A 19,734-nucleotide genomic window follows, 5' to 3' on the forward strand; every position below is an offset into this window, starting at 1 on the left:
CGGCACGATGACCACCCGGGGACGGCGCTACGGCGGCGCCGACGCGGCGCAGCGGCGAGATCGTCGGCGCAGCGACCTCATCGCCGCCGGTCTCGAGCTATTCGGGACCGAGGGATTCGCCACCGTGTCGGTGAAACGGATCTGTGACCACGCCGGGCTCACCCAGCGCTACTTCTATGAGTCCTTCGAGGACAGATTCGCCCTGCTCGCGGCGGTGTATGAGGACTGCGTCGCCACCGCCCGGGCGGCCACGATCGGTGCTGGGGCCCCGTTCGTGGGCGGCAGCGGGGGAGCGGTCAGTGAGGGCGAGAGCGCGAAGAGTGTGGGAATTCTCGCCACCGACGCCGAAGCCGTAGCGCGGGCAGCGCTGGGGGCCTTCATCGGCACCCTCGCCGACCAACCTCGGCGCGCGCGGGTGATGCTGGTCGAGATCGTCGGGGTCAATCCGGCCCTCGAGCGGCTACGGCTCACGGCGATCCACGGGTGGGCCGACCTCATCCTTGCGCTCGCCCTGGGCGAACGGTCCGCCGCCCGACCGCAGCGACTGGCGGCCATCGGCCTCGTCGGCGCCGTCACCCAGTTGCTGGTGGATTGGTATACGAGCACGGCGGGGGAGTTCGCCCCCGGCGATGCCACCGACGCCGACCTGTTCGAACTCGACGCCATCCTCGACGTCAGCGTGGAACTGTTCGTGGCGGCCTACCAGCGACTTCTGGGCTGACACCGCCCGCGTTCCGCGCGGTGCACACCAGATTCCACACACCACGCATCTTGTCCCCAGTTCTGTGGACTACGTGCAGGTCAGTGGCACATCGCCGGTTCACTTCCATTAATCTTCTCCCATGACTCGGGGGAGCGTCGATGCACGCAGCGACGATGACCTGCTCCTCGCCCACGTGCACGGCGATCCCGGCGCCTTCGCGGTGCTGATCGAACGCCATCACGCCTATCTCTGGTCGGTCGCCTGCCGCACCAGCGACAACCCCGACGATGCCGCCGATGCACTGCAGGACGCCCTGCTCAAGGCGCATCGGATGGCCGATCAGTTCCGCGCCGACGCAAAGGTCACCAGCTGGCTGCACCGGATCGTGGTGAACTCCTGCCTCGACCGCATCCGACGCAACCGGGTGCGACTGAGCGTGCCGATCCCCAACTACGACGTCGAGCCGTACCCCGACGAGCGTGATCAGATGGCGGCCGTGGATCTGTCGCTGTCGATCGGCCGGGCGCTCGACGCGTTGCCACCTGAGCAGCGCGCGGCAGTGGTCGCCGTCGACATCGAGGGCATGACGATCGTGGACGCGGCTACTCGCCTGGGCGTGCCGGTCGGAACAATCAAGAGCCGGTGTTCGCGTGGTCGCCTGCGGTTGGCACAGATTCTCGGTCATCTGCGCGACGACTGATCACCCCCGGCGAGAATTGCACACGATCCGATGGAACCGGACCGCGGGCCGGTGCGTCTTACAGTTGACGAGCACGAGTTGACGACCGCCGCACGGTCGGATCGAACGGCCCGGCAACTGGCCGGGCACGTGCACCAGAGAAGTGGGAGAGTGCAGCGATGGTCCCGCCGGGAGCAGACGACGAGGCGTCATCCTCTGCTGAGTTCACGCGCTACCCCGAGCCGCCGTATTCGGTGGAACTGCTCGCCGATCTGCACGCCGACGTGCTGGCTCCCGACGTCGCCGCGCACATCCGGTCCCGACTCGTCGACGACCCGCACGCGCAATCGGTCCTCGATGCGCTCGATGCGACCGCCCGCGACCTGCGCGGCGCCGCGGTCGCCCCGGTACCCGTCCCACCCGACGTCACCGAACGGACCCACCGGACACTCGACCGGCTCGGCGCCGAGGTGACTGCCGTCGGGGGCGGCGAAGTGGTGGCCGCCCGCCGACACCATCGCGCCCGGCGATGGGCTGCCGCCGGTGTGGCAGGCGCGGCCGCTGTCGCCGTCGTCGCCGCGGTCTCCGTCATCGCGCCGCGCGCTCCCGAACCGGGTACACCGGTGCAGGCCCAGCCGTCGGCGACCGCAGACGCGGGGGAGCGGGTCACCTTGCTGTCGGTGCTCGGCAACGACGGCTTCGCCCCGTTCGGCTCAGAGGCCGCCCTACGACGCTGTACCGCCGCCAACGGCGTCGCAGCCGACGCCGGCATCGTCGGCTCGGGCCGGGTGTCGCTGCGAGACCACGACGACGCCGTAGCGATCCTGCTGTCCACCGGTGTGGCCGGTGTGTTCGACGCCCTGGTCGTCGGCTCGGACTGCACCACCGACAATCCGTCGACCATCTCCCGGACCACCGTCGGCAACTGAGTTGCCGGTCACGCGGACGACAACCACACCGCGTCCTGTGACGCGGCCGGTACGGGCGCGGACGGCGGGAACATCTGCCCTTACCCTGATGTTGAGACAGCCGAGACCGACGCAGCGCGATCACCTGACTGCCCAGCAGCGTCGACGAGTACGGAGGACGGATGACCCACGCAGACAGCCAGCAGATCCACGACCTGATCATCATCGGATCCGGACCCGCCGGCTACACCGCCGCCGTTTACGCGGCACGCGCTGAGCTGGCACCGCTGGTCTTCGAAGGCACTCAGTTCGGTGGTGCCCTGATGACCACCACCGAGGTCGAGAACTTCCCCGGCTTCCAGAACGGGATCCAGGGGCCCGCACTCATGGATGAGATGCGTGAGCAGGCCATCCGCTTCGGTGCCGACCTTCGGATGGAAGACGTGGACACCGTTCGACTCGAAGGTCCCATCAAGGAGGTCGAGGTCGCTGGCGAGGTGCATCGCGCCCGTGCAGTGATCCTGGCCATGGGCGCCGCGGCCCGCTACCTGGGTGTCGAAAACGAGCAGGAACTGCTCGGCCGCGGGGTCTCGGCGTGTGCCACTTGCGACGGTTTCTTCTTCAAGGACCAGGACATCGCCGTCATCGGCGGCGGCGACTCGGCGATGGAGGAAGCTACGTTCCTCACCAAGTTCGCCCGCAGCGTGACCCTGATCCATCGCCGCGACGAGTTCCGGGCCTCGCGGATCATGCTCGAGCGCGCCCGCGCCAACGACAAGATCCGCTTTGTCACCAACTCCGCGGTGACGTCCGTCGTGGGCGACGGCTCCGTCACTTCGCTGGGTCTGACCGACACCGTGACCGGCGAGACCAGCTCCATCGAGGTGACCGGCATGTTCGTGGCGATCGGTCACGATCCGCGCAGCGAACTGGTCAAGGGTCAGATCGACCTCGACGCAGAGGGCTATGTGCAGGTGGACGGCCGCACCACCTACACCTCGGTGCCCGGGGTGTTCGCCTGCGGCGACCTCGTGGACCACACCTATCGGCAGGCCATCACTGCGGCAGGCAGCGGCTGTTCGGCGGCGATCGATGCCGAGCGCTGGCTCGCCGACCAGGGCGTAGCGGCACCGTCGGTCGAGAGCGACATGTACGTCGTCGACGCCACCGCCTGACCGGCCCTCGAGTCACGCGACCCCAAACACCAAACTCCCCAAACACCAACTCCACAGTCCACAAGGAGGACACCCATGGGAGCAAACACCGTCGCCGTCACCGACGCGACCTTCGCCGATCAGGTACTCGGTTCCGACAAGCCGGTGCTGGTCGACTTCTGGGCCACCTGGTGCGGTCCGTGCCGCATGGTCGCGCCGGTGCTCGAGGAGATCGCCCGCGACCACGCCGACAAGATCACCGTCGCCAAGCTCGACGTCGACGAGAACCCGGCAGTCGCGCGGGACTTCAAGATCATGTCGATCCCCACGATGATCCTGTTCGAGAACGGCAAACCGTCCAAGACCATCGTCGGCGCGAAGGGCAAGGCTGCGCTGTTGCGCGAGCTCGACGACGTGGTCGGATCCCCCGCATAACACACGTCTACCTGGCGATACGCTGGCAGCACCTATGCGGCCGGCACCGTCGACACCGATGATGGCGCCCCGAGCGGCGCCATCATTTGGTCGTGCCGTCACGACCTGAAAGAATGCCTGGTGTTTGCGCCGGTACGTGGCCTGCACCGGTGAGTGGAGCGTTTTCGCCCGTGCCACGGCCGCACCGAATCGACGAGGAGTTGCTGATGCCGATGTTCCGCCTCGGGGATCATGGCTCGGCTGTGGCCGAGATCCGCAACATCCTCGTCGGTCTCGGGCTGCTCACTGCAACACCCGCACCGGAGAGTTTGTCCGGCACCATCAGCGGCTGGACACCGCCCGAAGCCGTCTTCGACGATTCGTGCGACCGCGCTGTGCGCGCATTCCAGCAGCAACGCGGCCTCATCGTCGACGGCATCGTCGGCCCGGCCACCTACCGCGTTCTGCGCGAGGCTTCCTACCAACTCGGTGCGCGCGTCCTGCTTTATCGGCTGTCGGCTCCGATGGTCGGTGACGATGTGGCCACCCTGCAGGGACGGCTGCAGAACCTGGGCTACTACACCGGCCTGGTCGATGGCACCTTCGGCGAGACCACACACAACGCGGTGTGTCTGTATCAGAGCGAGTTCGGCCTGTCATCGGACGGCATCTGCGGGCCCTCCACCCTGCGCTCGCTGGAACGTCTCGGCACGCGCGTCACGGGTGGTTCGCCGCACGCCATCCGCGAGGAAGAGCACGTGCGCCGTTCCGGACCCCAGCTGTCCGGCAAGCGGATCTTGATCGATCCGGGTTCCGGTGGGCTACACAAACTTTCGACCGGTGCTCGGGCCGAGACCGAGTCGGCGGTGCTGTGGGACCTCGGTTCCCGGCTCGAGGGACGGATGGCTGCGGCCGGCATGGAGACCTTCCTGTCGCACGACGGTCGCGGGCGTCCCGGCGACGAGGAGCGTGCCCGCGTCGCCAACATGGTCGGCGCCGACCTGATGGTGTCACTACGCTGCGGCCATTACCCCAGCGAGTTGGCCCATGGGGCGGCGTCGTTCTACTTCGGCAACTCGCACGGATCCTATTCGACCATCGGCCGGAATCTGGCCGGGTTCATCCAACGGGAGATCGTCGCGCGCACCTCGCTGACCGACTGCCGAACGCATGAACGAACCTGGGATGTCCTGCGGCTCACCAGGATGCCCGTCGCTCTGATCGACGTCGGGTATATCACCAACTCCGCCGACGTCGCGCTTCTCGAGGACGCACAGACGCGCGACGTGATCGCCGAGGCCATCTTGGTCGCTGTCAAGCGTCTTTATCTACTGGGCGACGACGATCGTCCTACCGGCACTTACACCTTCGCGGAACTACTTGCCGCAGAACGTCTCTCGAGCTGACGCACTCGGAGTGCCGACCGGCGACACACAGCGGCCGCACGCCTCGTCGGATGATCTGAGCTGAAGGCCTGCGCTCCAGGGTCAGCTGCGGCGACCGACCGGTACCGCCGTCCGCTCACGGCCCGCCAGATCCAGTGCTGCCATCACCACCAACTTCTCCAGGGCATGCTCCACCTCATGCTTCCACCCCAGGCCCTCATCGAGTTCCAACCGGAACCGTGGGAAGCGCGGATGGGACGCGATCAAGTCGAACCCCGAGTCCTTGAGGAAGTCGGCATCGATCATGCACTGCAGACACAATCCCGCCTGCGGATTGTCGTGCATCACCCGGGTGATCTCGACGATCGCTTCGTCGGCCCACAACCGCATGTCCTCGGTCATGCTCTCCAGAGCGCCCAGCTCCGCGACGTCCTCGGGTTCCGCCGATGGAGTGGGCACTTCGGAGGATGGACCAGCTTCCTCAGGTGTACGCACGAGACCGAAGGCCTCGATGGCACGCACACCACGTCGAACCAGGTCGGTGACCACGCTGTCGAGCAGAATCGGTGCCGCCTCGTCGAAGCCGGGTTCCGTGCGGATCGAAGTGAGCAGAACCGCGTCCGCGCTGACCGGAGAGGTGGGGAAGAGGGTCGACCGCGGCACCCGCCGCGGCGGTGCGTAGAACGCATTGCCCACGACCTTGCCGGTCTGGCCGTCGATGGCCACTTGGGCGCACGTTCCCCATTCGAGGAGCACTCCCGAGATCCACGCCTCTTTGTCGAACTCGCTCTCGAACGAACCGAAATCTCCGAAGATGCTCTTCTCCGCCTCGCGGGTCGACGCCGGATCGACTTCCCAGAAAACACATCGGCGGGTGTGGAGCGGCAACGTGTCGAAGGATTCGAGATCCAGGCGGGTGACTGCGAGACTCATGCCGCCGGCCTCCACGTCGGCCGCAGCGAAGTGCCGAAAGTGATGTGCGACAAGATGTTTCGTACTTTCACTATCGTCCTCGCTACTGAAGTGTCACTGTGACGTAACAACCGGGTACCTATAGGTGCGCCGATCACGCGGTCACGAAGTTCCTCGTGGATCGATTACGCCGACGATCCGCTCGAGGTCATCCACCGAGCCGAACTCGACCACGATCTTTCCCTTTCTCTTCCCGAGACTGACTGTAACCCTCGTGTCCAGTCGATCCGAGAGCCGTTCGGCGACGTCCTGGAGACCGGGCATCTGCATCGGCTTACGCTTCGCCGGTCCCGCGGGGGAGGAGGGCTGATCGTCGCCCCGGTTGGCGAGAGTGACCGCTTCCTCGGTGGCCCGGACGGACATACCTTCGGCCACGATGCGCGCCGCCATGGCCTCCTGTGCATCGCTGCCGGTCTCCATCGAGAGCAGTGCGCGAGCATGGCCGGCAGACAGGACGCCGGCCGCGACGCGCCGTTGCACGGGAATCGGTAGCTTCAGCAACCGGATCATGTTGGTGATCAGTGGCCGTGACCGCCCGAGCCGATTGGCCAGTTCCTCATGGGTGACCCCGAACTCCTCGAGCAACTGTTGGTACGCCGCCGCCTCTTCGAGTGGGTTCAGCTGTGCACGATGGATGTTCTCGAGCAGCGCATCACGCAGCATCTCGGCGTCGGCGGTCTCCCGCACGATCGCAGGAATGGTGTCGAAGCCGGCTTCTTTGCTGGCCCGCCACCGACGTTCGCCCATCACGAGCTGATAGGTCACACCGTCATCGGTGGGTGTGGGCAACGGCCGCACCACGATGGGCTGCATGAGCCCGAACTCCTTGATGGAGTGCACCAGCTCGGCGAATGCCTCTTCGTCGAAGACCGTGCGCGGCTGCTTGGGATTCGGCTGGATCTGTGCCGGCGGAATCTCGCGGTACACCGCACCGACCTCCGACGACACGACGGCAGCACCGTCAGTTGCCTCGGCGGATGCCCCGGACGCAGGTGTCGTCGGGGTGGAGGGGGGAGCCCCTGCACCCTTGCCGATGATCACGTCCGCCGCCGCCGAACCGAGGCGGGGTCCCGACGGTGCGTCGCCTTCCGGCGGTCCGGTGGGGATCAGCGCGGCAAGACCACGACCGAGGCCGCCGCGACGTTGTGCGGGTTCTCGCTGACTCACTGTTGTCCTCTCCCTGTGTTCACCGTGAAACCGTTCGCGGCGACATCACGACCGGTCAATTCGTCGCCGATTGAGCAGCCCCGAGCCGCCAAACGACCGGTGAACTACCCGCTGATTGAGTAACCCCGAGCCGCCAAACGACCGGTGAACTACCCGCTGATTGAGTAACCCCGAGCCGCTAGTGTCCCGCGCCGGAAATTCGTTACATGAGTTCGGCGGTCCAGGTGGATGCATCGCGAGGCGGCGGAGGATGCAGGTACTGGATGTACCTGCGACGACGCCAACGAAGCGAGGCGCCGCCTGGACGTCGAAATCATCATCGAATTTCCGACGCGGGACACTAGGCGAGGGGTGTATCGAAATCAGCAGAGCCCACGCCTCCGACTCGGCCGTTCCCCGCACGGCCGTGCACCCGGCAGCAACCGTCGTACTCGGTCTGCACCCCGCTGCCCGAGCGCTCATGCGCGCGCGCTTCGCAGGGCGAGCTCACGAGACGCGTCGAGGTAGCTCATGGCTCCACGTGAACCCGGGTCGTACTCGATGATGGTCATCCCGAATCCGGGTGCCTCGGACACCTTCACACTCCGGGGGATGATCGTGTTGAGCACCGTCTCCCCGAAGTGGCGACGCACTTCCTCGGCCACCTGGTCGGCGAGCTTGGTGCGTCCGTCGTACATCGTCAGCACCACGGTCGAGACGTGCAGCCCCGGATTGAGATGGGCCTGCACGAGTTCGATGTTGCGCAGCAACTGACCGACACCCTCAAGTGCGTAGTACTCACACTGGATCGGAATCAGGACTTCCTTGGCGGCCACCATCGCATTCACCGTCAGCAGACCCAACGATGGCGGGCAGTCGATCAACACGTAATCGATGCCGAGTTCGGACAGCAGATTCTCATCGAGTGCGTTGCGCAGACGGTTCTCCCGAGCCACGAGCGACACCAGCTCGATCTCGGCACCAGCAAGATCGAGGGTCGCCGGGACACAAAAGAGACGGTCGTTGTTCGGACTCTGCTGGGTGGCCTCACGCAACGAGACGTCGCCGAGGAGCAACTCGTACACCGACGCGATGTCGGGGGCGCGGTGGTCGATGCCCAGTGCCGTGCTGGCGTTGCCCTGCGGATCGAGATCGATCACGAGAACTCCGAGTCCATGCAGCGCGAGTCCCGCGGCGATGTTCACCGTGGTGGTGGTTTTCCCGACACCACCTTTCTGATTCGCAATGGTGATGATGCGGGGCGACGGCGGGTGGGGGAGCTCCCCGGCGCCACCGGGCGTCAGCACCTGACTGGCACGAGCTGCCGCGGCAGCAATCGGGGTGTCATCGAATCCGGGAACCGACCTAGGGGAGGAGCCTCCATCGGCACTTGTTTCACGTGAAACACTTCGGTCCTGTTCGACCACGCCTGGACTCCTTCGCCCCACTTCGTATCCGTTGGCACCCTGGTCGGTATCACCGCCGGAGATCTCGGCGACTTCAGCGGCACCCGACAGATCACCGGTCTGCCGTCTATTCTGCGCCCTCCGTGAACTCCACACCAATCTGGTCACCCCTTCCGATCGCGACGACGCCCGCGTCGCTTCGCCGCACTCCTGGCACCCTGTGTACCCGTCGTTGTGCGGGCACCGCCGACGGCCCGCTTGTGTCCGATCACGACGGTGGTTGCGACGTCCAGCACGCCGGCACCGCACTGTTCCACGTGGAGATCGACAATGCCCTGCCGGTGTGCGACCTCACCGTCGCGCTCGATCTCTTCGGCCGCTGACGAACCCTTGATCGCAACCATTCGACCGCCATCCCGGACCAACGGCGCGGACCACTTCGACAGGCGCTCCAGCGGTGCCACTGCGCGCGAGGTCACCACATCGGCGCCACCGATGTCGGATCGCACAGCTTTCTCCTCGGCACGTCCACGGATCACTCGCACATTCAGCTCCAGCTCGTCCACGATGCGCTCCAGGAACTCACTTCTACGCAGCAGCGGTTCCACCAAAGTGATCGAGAGGTCGGGACGAGCCATGGCAAGGGGGATACCCGGCAAACCCGCCCCGCTGCCGATGTCGACGACGGTCTCGGCGTCTTCGATTACGTCGCCCAGGACGGCACAATTGAGAATGTGCCGCTCCCACAACCGCGGCACTTCGCGCGGACCGATGAGGCCGAGCAGCACACCGTCCGTCGCCAACGCGGCGCAGTAGCGGTCGGCCCTGGTTTGGTTATTACCGAAGACCGAGATCGATGCCTCGGGCGCATGTGGGATCTCCACTTCTTCGTCGCGTTTCACGTGAAACATCCTCTCACTGCATTGGGCTGCTGGAAGCCTGCTGCCGACAGTTTCACGTGAAACCGCGGCCTAAGCGTTTCACGTGAAACGACGCCAGCGGCCCAAACCACAAGCGTGTAATTCTCATACCCAGAGACGACGAAAGTCCCGGCCTGGACCGGGACTTTCGTCAATGTCGGAGTTCGGGGGACCGTCACGCGGACGGCAACACCACCACGCGGCGCCTAGGCTCGGCACCCTCACTTTCACTGACGACGCCGTCCACTGCCGCAACGGCGTCGTGGACGATCTTGCGTTCGAACGGAGTCATCGGGTCCAGTGCCTCACGCTCACCAGACTTGCGCACTCGCTCGGCCACGTCGGTTCCGAGTCTCGCCAGGCGATCGCGCCGGTCGGCCCGCCAGCGGGCGATATCGAGCATCAACCGGCTGCGCACTCCGGTGGACTGCTGAACCGCCAGTCGCGTCAGCTCCTGCAGGGCATCGAGTACTTCGCCCTTGCGGCCCACCAACTTGTCGAGGTCGTCACCGCCGTCGATACTCACGACCGCACGATCACCGTCGACGTCCAGGTCGATGTCGCCATCGAAGTCCAGCACGTCGAGCAACTGCTCGAGGTAGTCGCCGGCGATCTCGCCCTCTTCGACCAGCCGATCCTCTTCGTCGATCTCCTCCTCATCGGCTGAGTCATCGGACTCTCCGTGCGAAGCGGCATCATCGGCATCCCGCGATGCGGCTGCGTCGGATCCGGTCTCGGCATCGGCACCCGAGGAGCCCGGGCCGGTCGCTTCGTCGGCTTGCGAGGCCGCATCCGTGGCCGCCGGCGATACACCGGCGTCGTCACTCACCGAGTCGTCGATCTCGCGAACCTGTTCGTCGTGTGCAGCAGTCTCTGCTGTCATCTCACTTCCACCTAACTCTGCTTCTCAACCAAACGTCTGCGTTCCACTCGAGGGGGAGGGGAGTGGTCACCCGATCAGGTCAGTGCCGCCCTCCGGGCCGGCCTCCCTTTCGACGGCGCGAACCACCCTTGCGGTTCTTGGCCGCCACGTGAGCGGTGCCCGACTTCTGCGGTCCGGACTTCTGCCCCTGGCCGGCGGATCTGCCACCGGATGATCGCTGTGCCGCGCCGGCATCCGGACCCGACGAAGTCGTGGAAGCATCGTCCTTCTCCGACTCGGTATGAGCATCGGTGCCGGTGGCCGCGTCATCGTCGCCCCCCTGCGCGGCCGCCGACGTGTCAGCAGATGAGTCGGACGAGCCGGCTGCCGTGGACTTCGATTTGTCGAGCCCCAGCATGCGCTGCAGACCGGCCAGCGGACCCGCCGACGTGGTCGTCGTGGTCGTCGACGTCGTCGCATCTTCCTCGGGCGCCACCACGTCACCGTCGACCGTCGCGGGTTTCTTGGCACGGTCCGGACGCGCACCCGGCTTGGGCGCGTTCGCTTTCAGCTTCTCCTGTTTGAGCCGCCGTGCTTCCTCTTCTTCACGTTCGATACGACCGAACACGATGTGCTGCTGACCGTAAGTCCAGAGGTTGTTACTCATCCAGTAGAGGAGAATCGCCACCGGGAAGAACGCACCGGTGACCAGAATGCCCAGCGGGAAGATGTAGAGCGCCAGCATATTCATCATGCGGGTCTGCGGGTTCTCCAGCGCCGCTTCCGGCTGGCGGGCGACCGACGCACGGGAGTTCATGTGCGTGGCGATCGACGCGATGATCATCATGGGGATCACCACGATGGCGATCTGGGTGCGGGTGAAGTCGATGGCTGAGCCCGGCTCGACGAAGGCCTGGAATTCCGAGACCGGCTCGGTGATGTAGGACGACAGCGGCACCCCGAACAGGCGGGCGTCGAGGAAGTTCTGCACCAGCTCCGGGCTGAACGCGTAGTTGCCGAGTGACCGCGTCTCCTCGGCGGACATACCGGGCTGGCCGAGACCGGTCGCCATCCGGTTGAACGACCGCAACACGTGGAACAAACCGATGAAGACCGGGATCTGCAGCAGCATCGGCAGACAGCCGAGCAGCGGATTGAATCCGTGCTCGCGCTGCAGCTTCTGCATCTCCTCGGTCATCTTCACGCGATCCTTGGCGTACTTCTTGCGGATCGCCTGCAACTGCGGGTTGATCTCCTGCATCTTCTTCGTGGTGCGAATCTGCCGCACGAAGGGCTTGTAGAGGATCGCGCGCAGCGTGAACACGAGGAACACCACCGACAGCGCCCATGCCACACCGTCGCCGCCCGGCGAGTCCGGCGTCACATGGCTGAACAGCCAATGCCAGACCCACATGATCCAGGAGACCGGATAGTAGATGAAGTTCAGCACGGGTCAGTTACCCCTAACCTCTGACGGTGTCGATTCCTCGACAGATCGTTCACTGGTGACTGGTCGTTCACTGGTGGTGAAGAGTTCGCGGCGACCGCGTTCGGGAACCGGGTCGTAGCCCGGCTTGTGCCAGGGACCGCATTTCAGCAGCCGCACCACCGACAACCATCCTCCGTAGAGAAATCCGTGACGGGAGAGTGCCTCGACGGCGTAGCCGGAGCACGTCGGTTCGAAGCGGCATGTCGGCAACCGCATCGGGGAGACCCACGTGCGGTAGAGCTCGATCACGAAGATGACCACCTGCCGGGGCAGGCGATGGATCCAGCGCAGCGGCGACGTGGTGCGGGGCGCGCCCGGATCCGGCGCTGCGGGGTCCTCGGTCACGATCGGACCCGAGGCGAATGACTCGTGGAGAGGCGCTCATCGAACGCCTCACGGATCCGGCGTCGTGACAGCGCCGCGGTGATCTGCTCGGACAGCTCGGCGCTGCCGAGTTGTGCCGTAGAAGGACGTGCGCGGATCACCATCATCGTCTCGGGCACGGAGAATTGATCGTGCACGCGGGCGAACGCGGCCCGCAATCGACGCGCCACCCGATGCCGGGTCACCGCGTTCCCCACGGCCTTGCTGACGATCAGCCCCAGCCATGGACCACCGACCGTGGCAACCATGGCGGGTCGTTCGTCGGGGTCGGCTGGGGGTGAGGTGTTCAGCGGGAGCACATGGATGACGAGATCACGCGTCGTCACCCGCACACCGCTCTTCAGCGTGCGATCGAAGTCGGATCCACGTGAGATCCGATGAGCGGCAGCCACCATCGATACGAGTAACCGGCGGTGGGAACGCCACCGCCGGTGACATCGACGTCGACTCAGGCCGTGAGCTTCGCGCGGCCCTTGCTGCGGCGACCGTTGACGATGGCCCGTCCGGCGCGGGTGCGCATACGGAGACGGAAACCGTGCACGCGTGCGCGACGACGGTTGTTGGGCTGGAAAGTCCGCTTGCCCTTGGCCATGGGTGACTCCTTGTGCTCTTGTGTGATCGCGCCGACAGCACGCGCGAACCACATCCCTGGTTGGTGGTCTGCTGATCCCGGTGCGGTGCCGAACTGACGCCGGATGGATGACCGGTGGCCATCACGCAAATCCGTCACCTGGATGACCAGTCGAGACTACTGAGTACGGCACCGCAAATCAAACGAACCGATGGCAAGCACCCACGCCGGTGACGCCGCCCACACCATGAGATCGATCATGCTGAGAGGGGCGCTCACCAGTTGCACGATTCGTCCGATCGATTGCCTCATTCACTTTGTCGGGCGCGCTGCACTCTGTTAACTTCGGCGCAGGCTCAACAAAGAGACGATTCAGTGAACTCCCTCCTGGCCGGCTTGAGACTTCGAGATACCCCCAGATCTGTACACAGCTGTGGACAACTATGTGGACAACTCGCGTTGGGGTGCGGCATGGTGACATGCTCATGACCGACGCTGGTCGTAGTTCCGGTAGGAGGGGCGCAGCACCGTGGTGAGTGATCGTGATTCGTTCGGCGAAGTGTGGCAGAGCGTCGTCGCCGAGCTCAACGACGACGCCTCCGCCCATCATCATGAGCCGCTGACCCGCCAACAGAAGGCGTGGCTGTCGCTTGTCCAACCGCTGACCCTCGCCGAGGGTTTCGCACTCCTGACCGTGCCGACCCCGTTGGTGCAGGAGCAGATCGAGCGCAATCTGCGCGACACCATCCGCTCGGCGCTGAGCCGCCACCTCGGACAACCGGTCGACCTCGGCGTCCGGATCGCCACCCCGATGGTCGAGGAGGCGGTAACCGATCCGCCGCCGCTCACCGACCATCACGACCCCACGGCCGCTCACACCGTCATCCCGCACACCGCCGGCCCGCTCGCGCCGTCGACGGCCCCGACCGGGTTCGACGGCCGTCCGGATAGAACCGCGCCTGCTCCCGAGACGTCGGATTGGTCCACCTACTTCGCCGAACGACCCACCGCCGGCCAGTCCCCGTCGAGTGCCAATCTCAGCCCGAAGTACACCTTCGACACGTTCGTGATCGGCGCTTCCAACCGTTTTGCCCATGCGTCGGCGGTGGCGGTGGCCGAGGCGCCGGCGCGCGCCTACAATCCGCTGTTCATCTGGGGCGAGTCCGGCCTCGGCAAGACCCACCTGCTGCACGCCGCCGGCCATTACGCCCAGCGACTGTTCCCCGGCATGCGGGTGAAGTACGTCTCCACCGAGGAGTTCACCAACGACTTCATCAACTCGCTGCGTGATGACCGCCGGGTCGCGTTCAAACGGCGCTACCGCGACGTCGACGTGCTGCTCGTCGACGACATCCAGTTCCTGATCGGCAAGGAAGGTATCCAGGAAGAGTTCTTCCACACCTTCAACACCTTGCACAACGCCAGCAAGCAGATCGTCGTATCCTCTGATCGGCCGCCCAAACAGCTTGCGACACTTGAGGATCGGCTCCGCACCCGCTTCGAGTGGGGTCTGATCACCGACGTCCAGCCGCCTGACCTGGAAACCCGGATCGCCATTCTGCGCAAGAAGGCGCAGATGGACAACATCGCGGTCCCCGACGACGTGCTCGAACTCATCGCGTCGAAGATCGAACGCAACATCCGTGAACTCGAAGGTGCACTCATCCGCGTCACCGCGTTCGCCTCGCTCAACAACGCCGAACTCGACAAGGCGCTCGCCGAAGTGGTGTTGCAGGCGCTGCTGCCCAACTCCGGGACCCTGGAAGTCAGTGCGGCCAGCATCCTGGCCATCACCGCCGAGTACTTCGACATCTCGGTGGAGGAGCTGCGTGGGCCCGGCAAGACCCGCTCGATCGCTCAGGCCCGACAGATCTCGATGTATCTCTGCCGCGAGCTGACCGACCTCTCGCTGCCGAAGATCGGCGAGACGTTCGACCGTGACCACACGACGGTGATGTACGCCGAACGCAAGATCCGCAAGGAGATGGCCGAACGCCGCAAGGTGTACGACCACGTCCAGGAACTCACCGCGCGTATCAAGCAGCGCGCGAACTGACGGCTCACCGCCAAACTCTCCAGTCGCCAACTCTCGACTCGAACCACAGACTTTGTGATGCCGGGATCCCACGGATCCCGGCATCGTCGTACCCGAAATCGGTTCATCACCAGCTGTGGACAAAGCTCGGGATAACCGTGGATCACATGTGTACCGGACGTGGACAGTGATGGAACGATTGTCGGCGCGCCCACAGGGCATCGGATCCCCTCACGAGTTGTCCACCAGACATCCACACGCACGCATGCCCGATGACCTGCATGAGATCGCACTGGTGCACAGATCCACAGGCCCTATGACTGAGATGGATCCCTCTCTAAAGAGAATCTTTCAAAAGAAGGTCTTGTGCACAGACGGCGCGAACGTGTGATTCGTCCGAGCTCCGGACACCCCGGCAGTTCGCCCCCATTGCCTCCCCGTCTGGCAGGCTCGTTCTACAGTTGAAATCCCATCTGGAAATCCCACCGACAGCCTCAGCGTGCTCGGCGGACGACGGTGGGTGTGGCGAGAGCAGCTGAACAGAGAAGGGCAACCACCCAGCATGAAGTTCCGTGTCGCGCGTGACGAGTTCGCAGATTCCGTTGCCTGGGTGGCCCGCAGCCTGCCGGCCCGCCCGCCGGTTCCGGTGCTCGGTTGTGTGGTGCTGACCGCCGAGGACGGCCTGGAGGTCTCCGGTTTCGACTACGAGGTGTCCGCCCAGCAGTCCATCGGCGCCGAGATCGCCGAGCCGGGCAAGGTACTGGTCTCGGGTCGTCTGCTCGCCGACATCACCAAGGCGCTGCCGAACAAACCGGTCGATGTGAGCCTTGACGGGTCACGGGTCGCGATCAGCTGCGGGAGCGCCAAGTTCTCGCTGCCGACCATGCCGGTCGAGGACTATCCGGAGTTGCCCACACCGCCCGCGGTCACCGGCACCATCCCCGCCCAGGTATTCGCCGAGGCCATCGGACAGGTTGCGGTGGCCGCCGGCAAGGACGACACCCTGCCGATGCTCACCGGCGTCCGGGTCGAGATCGACGGCAACCGCGTCGTCCTCGCGGCCACCGACCGTTTCCGACTCGCCGTCCGTGAACTCGAATGGCAGCCGACCGGCGCCGAGGCCACCGGGGCCGTGCTGGTTCCGGCCAAGACCCTCTCGGAAAGCGCCCGCACCGCCGGATCCGGCACCGGCGAGATCTCACTGGCCTTCGGGACCGGCTCGAGTATCGGCGGCGAGGGCATCATGGGCATTCTCGGCGAGACCAAGCGCAACACGACCCGGCTGCTCGACGCCGAGTTCCCCAAGTTCCGTCAGCTGCTGCCCGCCAGCCACACGGCCATCGCCACCATCGACAGCGCGCCGTTGCTCGACGCGATCAAACGTGTGGCCCTGGTCGCCGAGCGTGGTGCGCAGGTCCGGATGGAGTTCAGCGACGGCCTGCTGGTGCTCACCGCCGGTGGCGACGAGGCCGGCAAGGCGGAGGAAGAGCTGCCGGTGCAGTTCCACGGCGAGCCGCTGACCATCGCGTTCAACCCCGGCTATCTGCAGGATGGCCTCTCGGCCATCGGCGTGCCGACCGTGGACTTCGGGTTCACCACCCCCAGCCGTCCGGCGGTTTTGCGGCCCTCCACCGGTGAGGAGCCCGTCGCCGACGAGTCCGGCGCCTTCGTGGCCCCGGACAGCGTGTTCACCTACCTGCTGATGCCGGTGCGTCTGCCGGGCTGAGTTCCGGCCGCGCCGTTCGCAGATCCGCACCGACCGAAGGGACGTCAATGCAGCTCGGGCTCGTGGGCCTCGGCAAGATGGGTGCCAATATGCGCACCCGCATCCAAGAGGCCGGGCATCAGGTTGTCGGTTACGATCCGCGGCCGGAGGTCTCCGACGTGGGGACCCTCGCGGACATGGTCGCCGCGCTCGACGCGCCGCGCGCGGTGTGGGTGATGGTGCCGTCGGGGGATCCGACCCGCACCACCATCGCGCAGCTCGCCGAGTTGCTCGAGCCCGGTGACGTGGTGGTCGACGGCGGCAACTCCAAGTACAGCGACGACCTTCCGAATTCAGAACTGTTGGGCGGCAACGGGGTCGGCTACGTGGACTGCGGTGTCTCCGGTGGTGTGTGGGGATTGCGCAACGGATACGGGCTGATGGTGGGCGGTTCCGACGACGACGTGACCCGGCTGATGCCGGTCTTCGACGCGCTGCGGCCGCCGGGTGAGCGGGCCGACGGTTTCGTCCATGCCGGTCCGGTCGGTGCCGGTCACTACGCCAAGATGGTGCACAACGGTGTCGAGTACGGGTTGATGCACGCCTACGGAGAAGGCTACGAGCTGCTCAGCGCTGAGCCGTTGATCACGGACGTCGAAGGCACCCTGCGCGCCTGGACCACCGGGACCGTAGTGCGGTCCTGGCTGCTCGAATTGCTCGTCCGGGCCCTCGACGAAGATCCTGGTCTCGCCGAGATCTCCGACTACACAACCGATTCCGGGGAAGGTCGGTGGACTGTGGAGGAGGCGATCCGGCATTCGGTGCCGGCCAACGTGATCTCCGCGGCCCTGTTCGCGCGCTTCGCCTCACGGCAGGATCAGGGGTCCCCGGCGCTCAAAGCGGTGTCGGCACTGCGCAATCAGTTCGGTGGACACTCGGTCAAGGACAGCTCGGGACGTTCGGTCGGCGAAACCGGCACCCCGACCTGACGTGTTCGTCCGCGAACTGTCCCTGCGCGAGTTCCGGTCCTGGCGAGAAATCGATCTGACGCTGCGTCCAGAACCGACGATCTTTGTGGGCCGCAACGGGTTCGGTAAGACCAACCTGCTCGAGGCAGTGGGTTATCTGGGTACTCTGCGCTCACACCGGGTCAGCACTGACGCACCGCTGGTGCACAGCGGATCGTCGTCGGCCACGGTCACCGGAACGGTCGAGAACTTGGGCCGCGAACTCACCGTGCAGCTGCAGATCAACGCCGAGGGCGCCAACAAGGCGACTGTCAACGGTGCGCCGTCGCGCCGAAGCCGGGACATCCTCGGCATCCTGCGCTCGGTGATGTTCGCGCCGGAGGATCTGTTGCTGGTGCGCGGTGATCCGTCCGACCGCCGCCGATTCATCGACGAACTCGTCGCCCAACGTGGACCCCGTTGGGCTGCAGCACGTTCCGACTACGACCGGGTGCTTCGCCAACGATCGGCACTGCTGAAGACGGCAGGATCCGCGCTGCGACGAGGCGGTTCGGACGCCGAATCGGTGATCAGCACGCTCGACGTGTGGGACGGCCAACTCGCCGATCTGGGCGGCCAGGTCACCGCCGCACGGATCGAGGTGCTACGGCAACTCCGTCCGCACGTCACCGAATCATATGCATCGATCGCACCGCATTCGCGGCCGGCGACGATGCGGTATCGGGCCGCGGCCGGGCCGGAGGTGGTCGCAGCCGACGATGCCCCGGTCTCCGCCGATGACATCACCGAGATCCTGTTGACCCGGTTGCGCGAACTGCGCGACAAGGAGATCGACCGCGGGGTGAGCCTGGTGGGTCCGCATCGCGACGACCTCGACATCGTCCTCGGCGACGAGGTGGCCAAAGGCTTCGCCAGCCACGGTGAGTCCTGGTCACTGGCGCTGGCGCTGCGGCTGGGTTCGGTGGAACTGGTCCGGGCCGAGGGCATCGAACCGGTGATCATGCTCGACGACGTCTTTGCCGAACTCGACGCCCAGCGTCGCGCGCAACTCGTCGCGTTCACCGAAACCGCCGAACAGTTGCTGATCACCGCGGCGGTTGGCGAGGACATTCCCGACACCATCGGTGGTCGCCGGGTTTCTGTCGGGGTCGTGGAGGACAATGGCACTCGACATTCGGTGCTGACCGAGCCGACTGCAGGGGAGGGCGGTGCATGAGCGAGTCGAGGCCGGACGGAGCGTCACCCCAGACAGGCCCGTCACATTCGTCGGGGTATGAACTCGCCCGGCGAGCATTGGAGGAGGCGCGGGCCGTGGCCCGCGCCCAGGGCAAATCTGTCGGCCAGGGCAGGTCTTCCCCGGTGACCGAACGTCGCCGACCGGCCGGCCGCCGACGTCGCTGGTCCGGATCCGGTCCGGATGCGCGGGATCCGCAGCCCCTGGGTCGCCTCGCGGGCAGTCTGGCCCGGGAACGTGGGTGGGAGCCGCAGATCGGGCAGGGCACCGTCTTCGGTCTCTGGGAGCAGATCGTCGGACCCGACGTGGCCGCACATGCTCAACCGACATCCTTGCAGGACAACGTCTTACACATCTCCGCCGAGTCCACTGCCTGGGCCACCCAACTGCGCTACATGCAGGGTCAGATCCTCGCGAAGATCGCCGGTGCCGTCGGCGACGGGATGGTCACCAGCCTGCGGATCACCGGACCCAAGCAGCCGTCGTGGCGCAAGGGACCCAAACACATCGCCGGCCGTGGACCCCGCGACACCTACGGGTGACCCTCCGGACCGCCCGCCGCGAGCCGTAGCGGCCGAGGGGCGAGTCAGCGTACGTCAGACGGAAGAATCCGGCCTCATCCACGATCGGACCGGCATCTCACGAAAAAAATCGATCTACGCGGTTGTTAGCGGCCCCGGATACCCGTTCCTGGTCGGGTCAGGCAGTAGTATGTAGGCAGTTGTCCCGACAGGGGTGGAGCCACCTGGGCAGAGTGCCCGGACTGCATACCGATCTCGTCCGTGCGCGGAGTGCGGAT

Annotated in this window: 20 protein-coding genes; 11 read left to right on the forward strand and 9 right to left on the reverse strand. The window is 65.7% G+C overall.

From position 1 onward, the window contains the following. Window positions 1–7 precede the first annotated feature (7 nt). From OSB52_RS12095 to OSB52_RS12120, 6 genes are all read left to right on the forward strand, one after another. Window positions 8–721: a TetR/AcrR family transcriptional regulator gene (locus OSB52_RS12095; RefSeq protein WP_266061874.1), complete on the forward strand. Its 714-nt coding sequence runs from the start codon at window positions 8–10 to the stop codon at window positions 719–721. Between the two features lie 121 nt (window positions 722–842). Further along, on the forward strand, window positions 843–1,403 hold the full coding sequence (gene sigM, locus OSB52_RS12100; RefSeq protein ID WP_235721467.1) for an RNA polymerase sigma factor SigM: 561 nt from the start codon (window positions 843–845) through the stop codon (window positions 1,401–1,403). Between the two features lie 158 nt (window positions 1,404–1,561). Then, complete coding sequence (locus OSB52_RS12105; protein WP_266061876.1) at window positions 1,562–2,311, forward strand: RsmA family anti-sigma factor; 750 nt, start codon at window positions 1,562–1,564, stop codon at window positions 2,309–2,311. A gap of 161 nt (window positions 2,312–2,472) precedes the next feature. After that, complete coding sequence (gene trxB, locus OSB52_RS12110) at window positions 2,473–3,465, forward strand: thioredoxin-disulfide reductase (RefSeq protein WP_235721469.1); 993 nt, start codon at window positions 2,473–2,475, stop codon at window positions 3,463–3,465. Between the two features lie 75 nt (window positions 3,466–3,540). Then, entirely contained in the window at window positions 3,541–3,879 is a 339-nt protein-coding gene (trxA, locus tag OSB52_RS12115; RefSeq protein ID WP_235721470.1) for a thioredoxin, read from the forward strand. A gap of 206 nt (window positions 3,880–4,085) precedes the next feature. After that, window positions 4,086–5,264 carry an N-acetylmuramoyl-L-alanine amidase gene (locus OSB52_RS12120; protein WP_235721978.1) on the forward strand — a complete coding sequence of 393 codons (1,179 nt, stop codon included), beginning with the start codon at window positions 4,086–4,088 and terminating at the stop codon, window positions 5,262–5,264. 81 nt (window positions 5,265–5,345) lie between these two features. Here the strand turns inward: OSB52_RS12120 and OSB52_RS12125 are convergent, their stop codons facing one another. The 9 genes from OSB52_RS12125 to rpmH form a co-directional block, all read right to left on the reverse strand. Continuing rightward, the gene (locus OSB52_RS12125) at window positions 5,346–6,176 is read right to left on the reverse strand and encodes a hypothetical protein (RefSeq protein WP_266061877.1); all 831 of its coding nucleotides are present in this window, start codon (window positions 6,174–6,176) and stop codon (window positions 5,346–5,348) included. A gap of 141 nt (window positions 6,177–6,317) precedes the next feature. Next, complete coding sequence (locus OSB52_RS12130) at window positions 6,318–7,382, reverse strand: ParB/RepB/Spo0J family partition protein (RefSeq protein ID WP_235721472.1); 1,065 nt, start codon at window positions 7,380–7,382, stop codon at window positions 6,318–6,320. A 458-nt stretch (window positions 7,383–7,840) separates the two neighbouring features. Continuing rightward, on the reverse strand, window positions 7,841–8,788 hold the full coding sequence (locus tag OSB52_RS12135; RefSeq protein ID WP_266061879.1) for a ParA family protein: 948 nt from the start codon (window positions 8,786–8,788) through the stop codon (window positions 7,841–7,843). A gap of 143 nt (window positions 8,789–8,931) precedes the next feature. Next, the gene (gene rsmG, locus OSB52_RS12140) at window positions 8,932–9,678 is read right to left on the reverse strand and encodes a 16S rRNA (guanine(527)-N(7))-methyltransferase RsmG (RefSeq protein ID WP_266061881.1); all 747 of its coding nucleotides are present in this window, start codon (window positions 9,676–9,678) and stop codon (window positions 8,932–8,934) included. A gap of 184 nt (window positions 9,679–9,862) precedes the next feature. After that, a complete protein-coding gene (locus tag OSB52_RS12145) occupies window positions 9,863–10,570 on the reverse strand; it encodes a Jag family protein (protein WP_266061882.1) in 708 nt (235 codons plus the stop codon). A 79-nt stretch (window positions 10,571–10,649) separates the two neighbouring features. After that, window positions 10,650–11,999 carry a membrane protein insertase YidC gene (gene yidC / locus OSB52_RS12150; RefSeq protein WP_235721476.1) on the reverse strand — a complete coding sequence of 450 codons (1,350 nt, stop codon included), beginning with the start codon at window positions 11,997–11,999 and terminating at the stop codon, window positions 10,650–10,652. A 3-nt stretch (window positions 12,000–12,002) separates the two neighbouring features. Then, a complete protein-coding gene (gene yidD / locus OSB52_RS12155; RefSeq protein WP_372512408.1) occupies window positions 12,003–12,383 on the reverse strand; it encodes a membrane protein insertion efficiency factor YidD in 381 nt (126 codons plus the stop codon). Continuing rightward, window positions 12,380–12,817, reverse strand: coding sequence for a ribonuclease P protein component (gene rnpA / locus OSB52_RS12160; RefSeq protein WP_235721477.1), 438 nt, complete (start codon window positions 12,815–12,817; stop codon window positions 12,380–12,382). The genes yidD and rnpA overlap by 4 nt, the downstream gene beginning before the upstream one ends. A gap of 53 nt (window positions 12,818–12,870) precedes the next feature. After that, a complete protein-coding gene (gene rpmH, locus OSB52_RS12165; protein WP_006337454.1) occupies window positions 12,871–13,014 on the reverse strand; it encodes a 50S ribosomal protein L34 in 144 nt (47 codons plus the stop codon). Window positions 13,015–13,522: 508 nt separating this feature from the next. Between rpmH and dnaA the strand changes: the two genes are divergently transcribed. The 5 genes from dnaA (at window position 13,523) to OSB52_RS12190 (ending at window position 19,477) form a co-directional block, all read left to right on the forward strand. Further along, a complete protein-coding gene (dnaA, locus tag OSB52_RS12170) occupies window positions 13,523–15,049 on the forward strand; it encodes a chromosomal replication initiator protein DnaA (RefSeq protein ID WP_266061884.1) in 1,527 nt (508 codons plus the stop codon). Window positions 15,050–15,590: 541 nt separating this feature from the next. Continuing rightward, on the forward strand, window positions 15,591–16,754 hold the full coding sequence (gene dnaN, locus OSB52_RS12175; protein ID WP_235721479.1) for a DNA polymerase III subunit beta: 1,164 nt from the start codon (window positions 15,591–15,593) through the stop codon (window positions 16,752–16,754). Continuing rightward, window positions 16,751–17,722, forward strand: a complete 972-nt coding sequence (gnd, locus tag OSB52_RS12180) for a phosphogluconate dehydrogenase (NAD(+)-dependent, decarboxylating) (protein ID WP_372512410.1) — start codon at window positions 16,751–16,753, stop codon at window positions 17,720–17,722. The genes dnaN and gnd overlap by 4 nt, the downstream gene beginning before the upstream one ends. 1 nt (window position 17,723) lies before the next feature. Next, a complete protein-coding gene (gene recF, locus OSB52_RS12185; RefSeq protein ID WP_235721481.1) occupies window positions 17,724–18,917 on the forward strand; it encodes a DNA replication/repair protein RecF in 1,194 nt (397 codons plus the stop codon). Then, the gene (locus tag OSB52_RS12190; protein ID WP_266061888.1) at window positions 18,914–19,477 is read left to right on the forward strand and encodes a DUF721 family protein; all 564 of its coding nucleotides are present in this window, start codon (window positions 18,914–18,916) and stop codon (window positions 19,475–19,477) included. The genes recF and OSB52_RS12190 overlap by 4 nt, the downstream gene beginning before the upstream one ends. Window positions 19,478–19,734 lie beyond the last annotated feature (257 nt).

Origin of the sequence: Gordonia aquimaris (genome assembly GCF_026262595.1) — a bacterium.
Lineage (GTDB): Bacteria > Actinomycetota > Actinomycetes > Mycobacteriales > Mycobacteriaceae > Gordonia > Gordonia tangerina.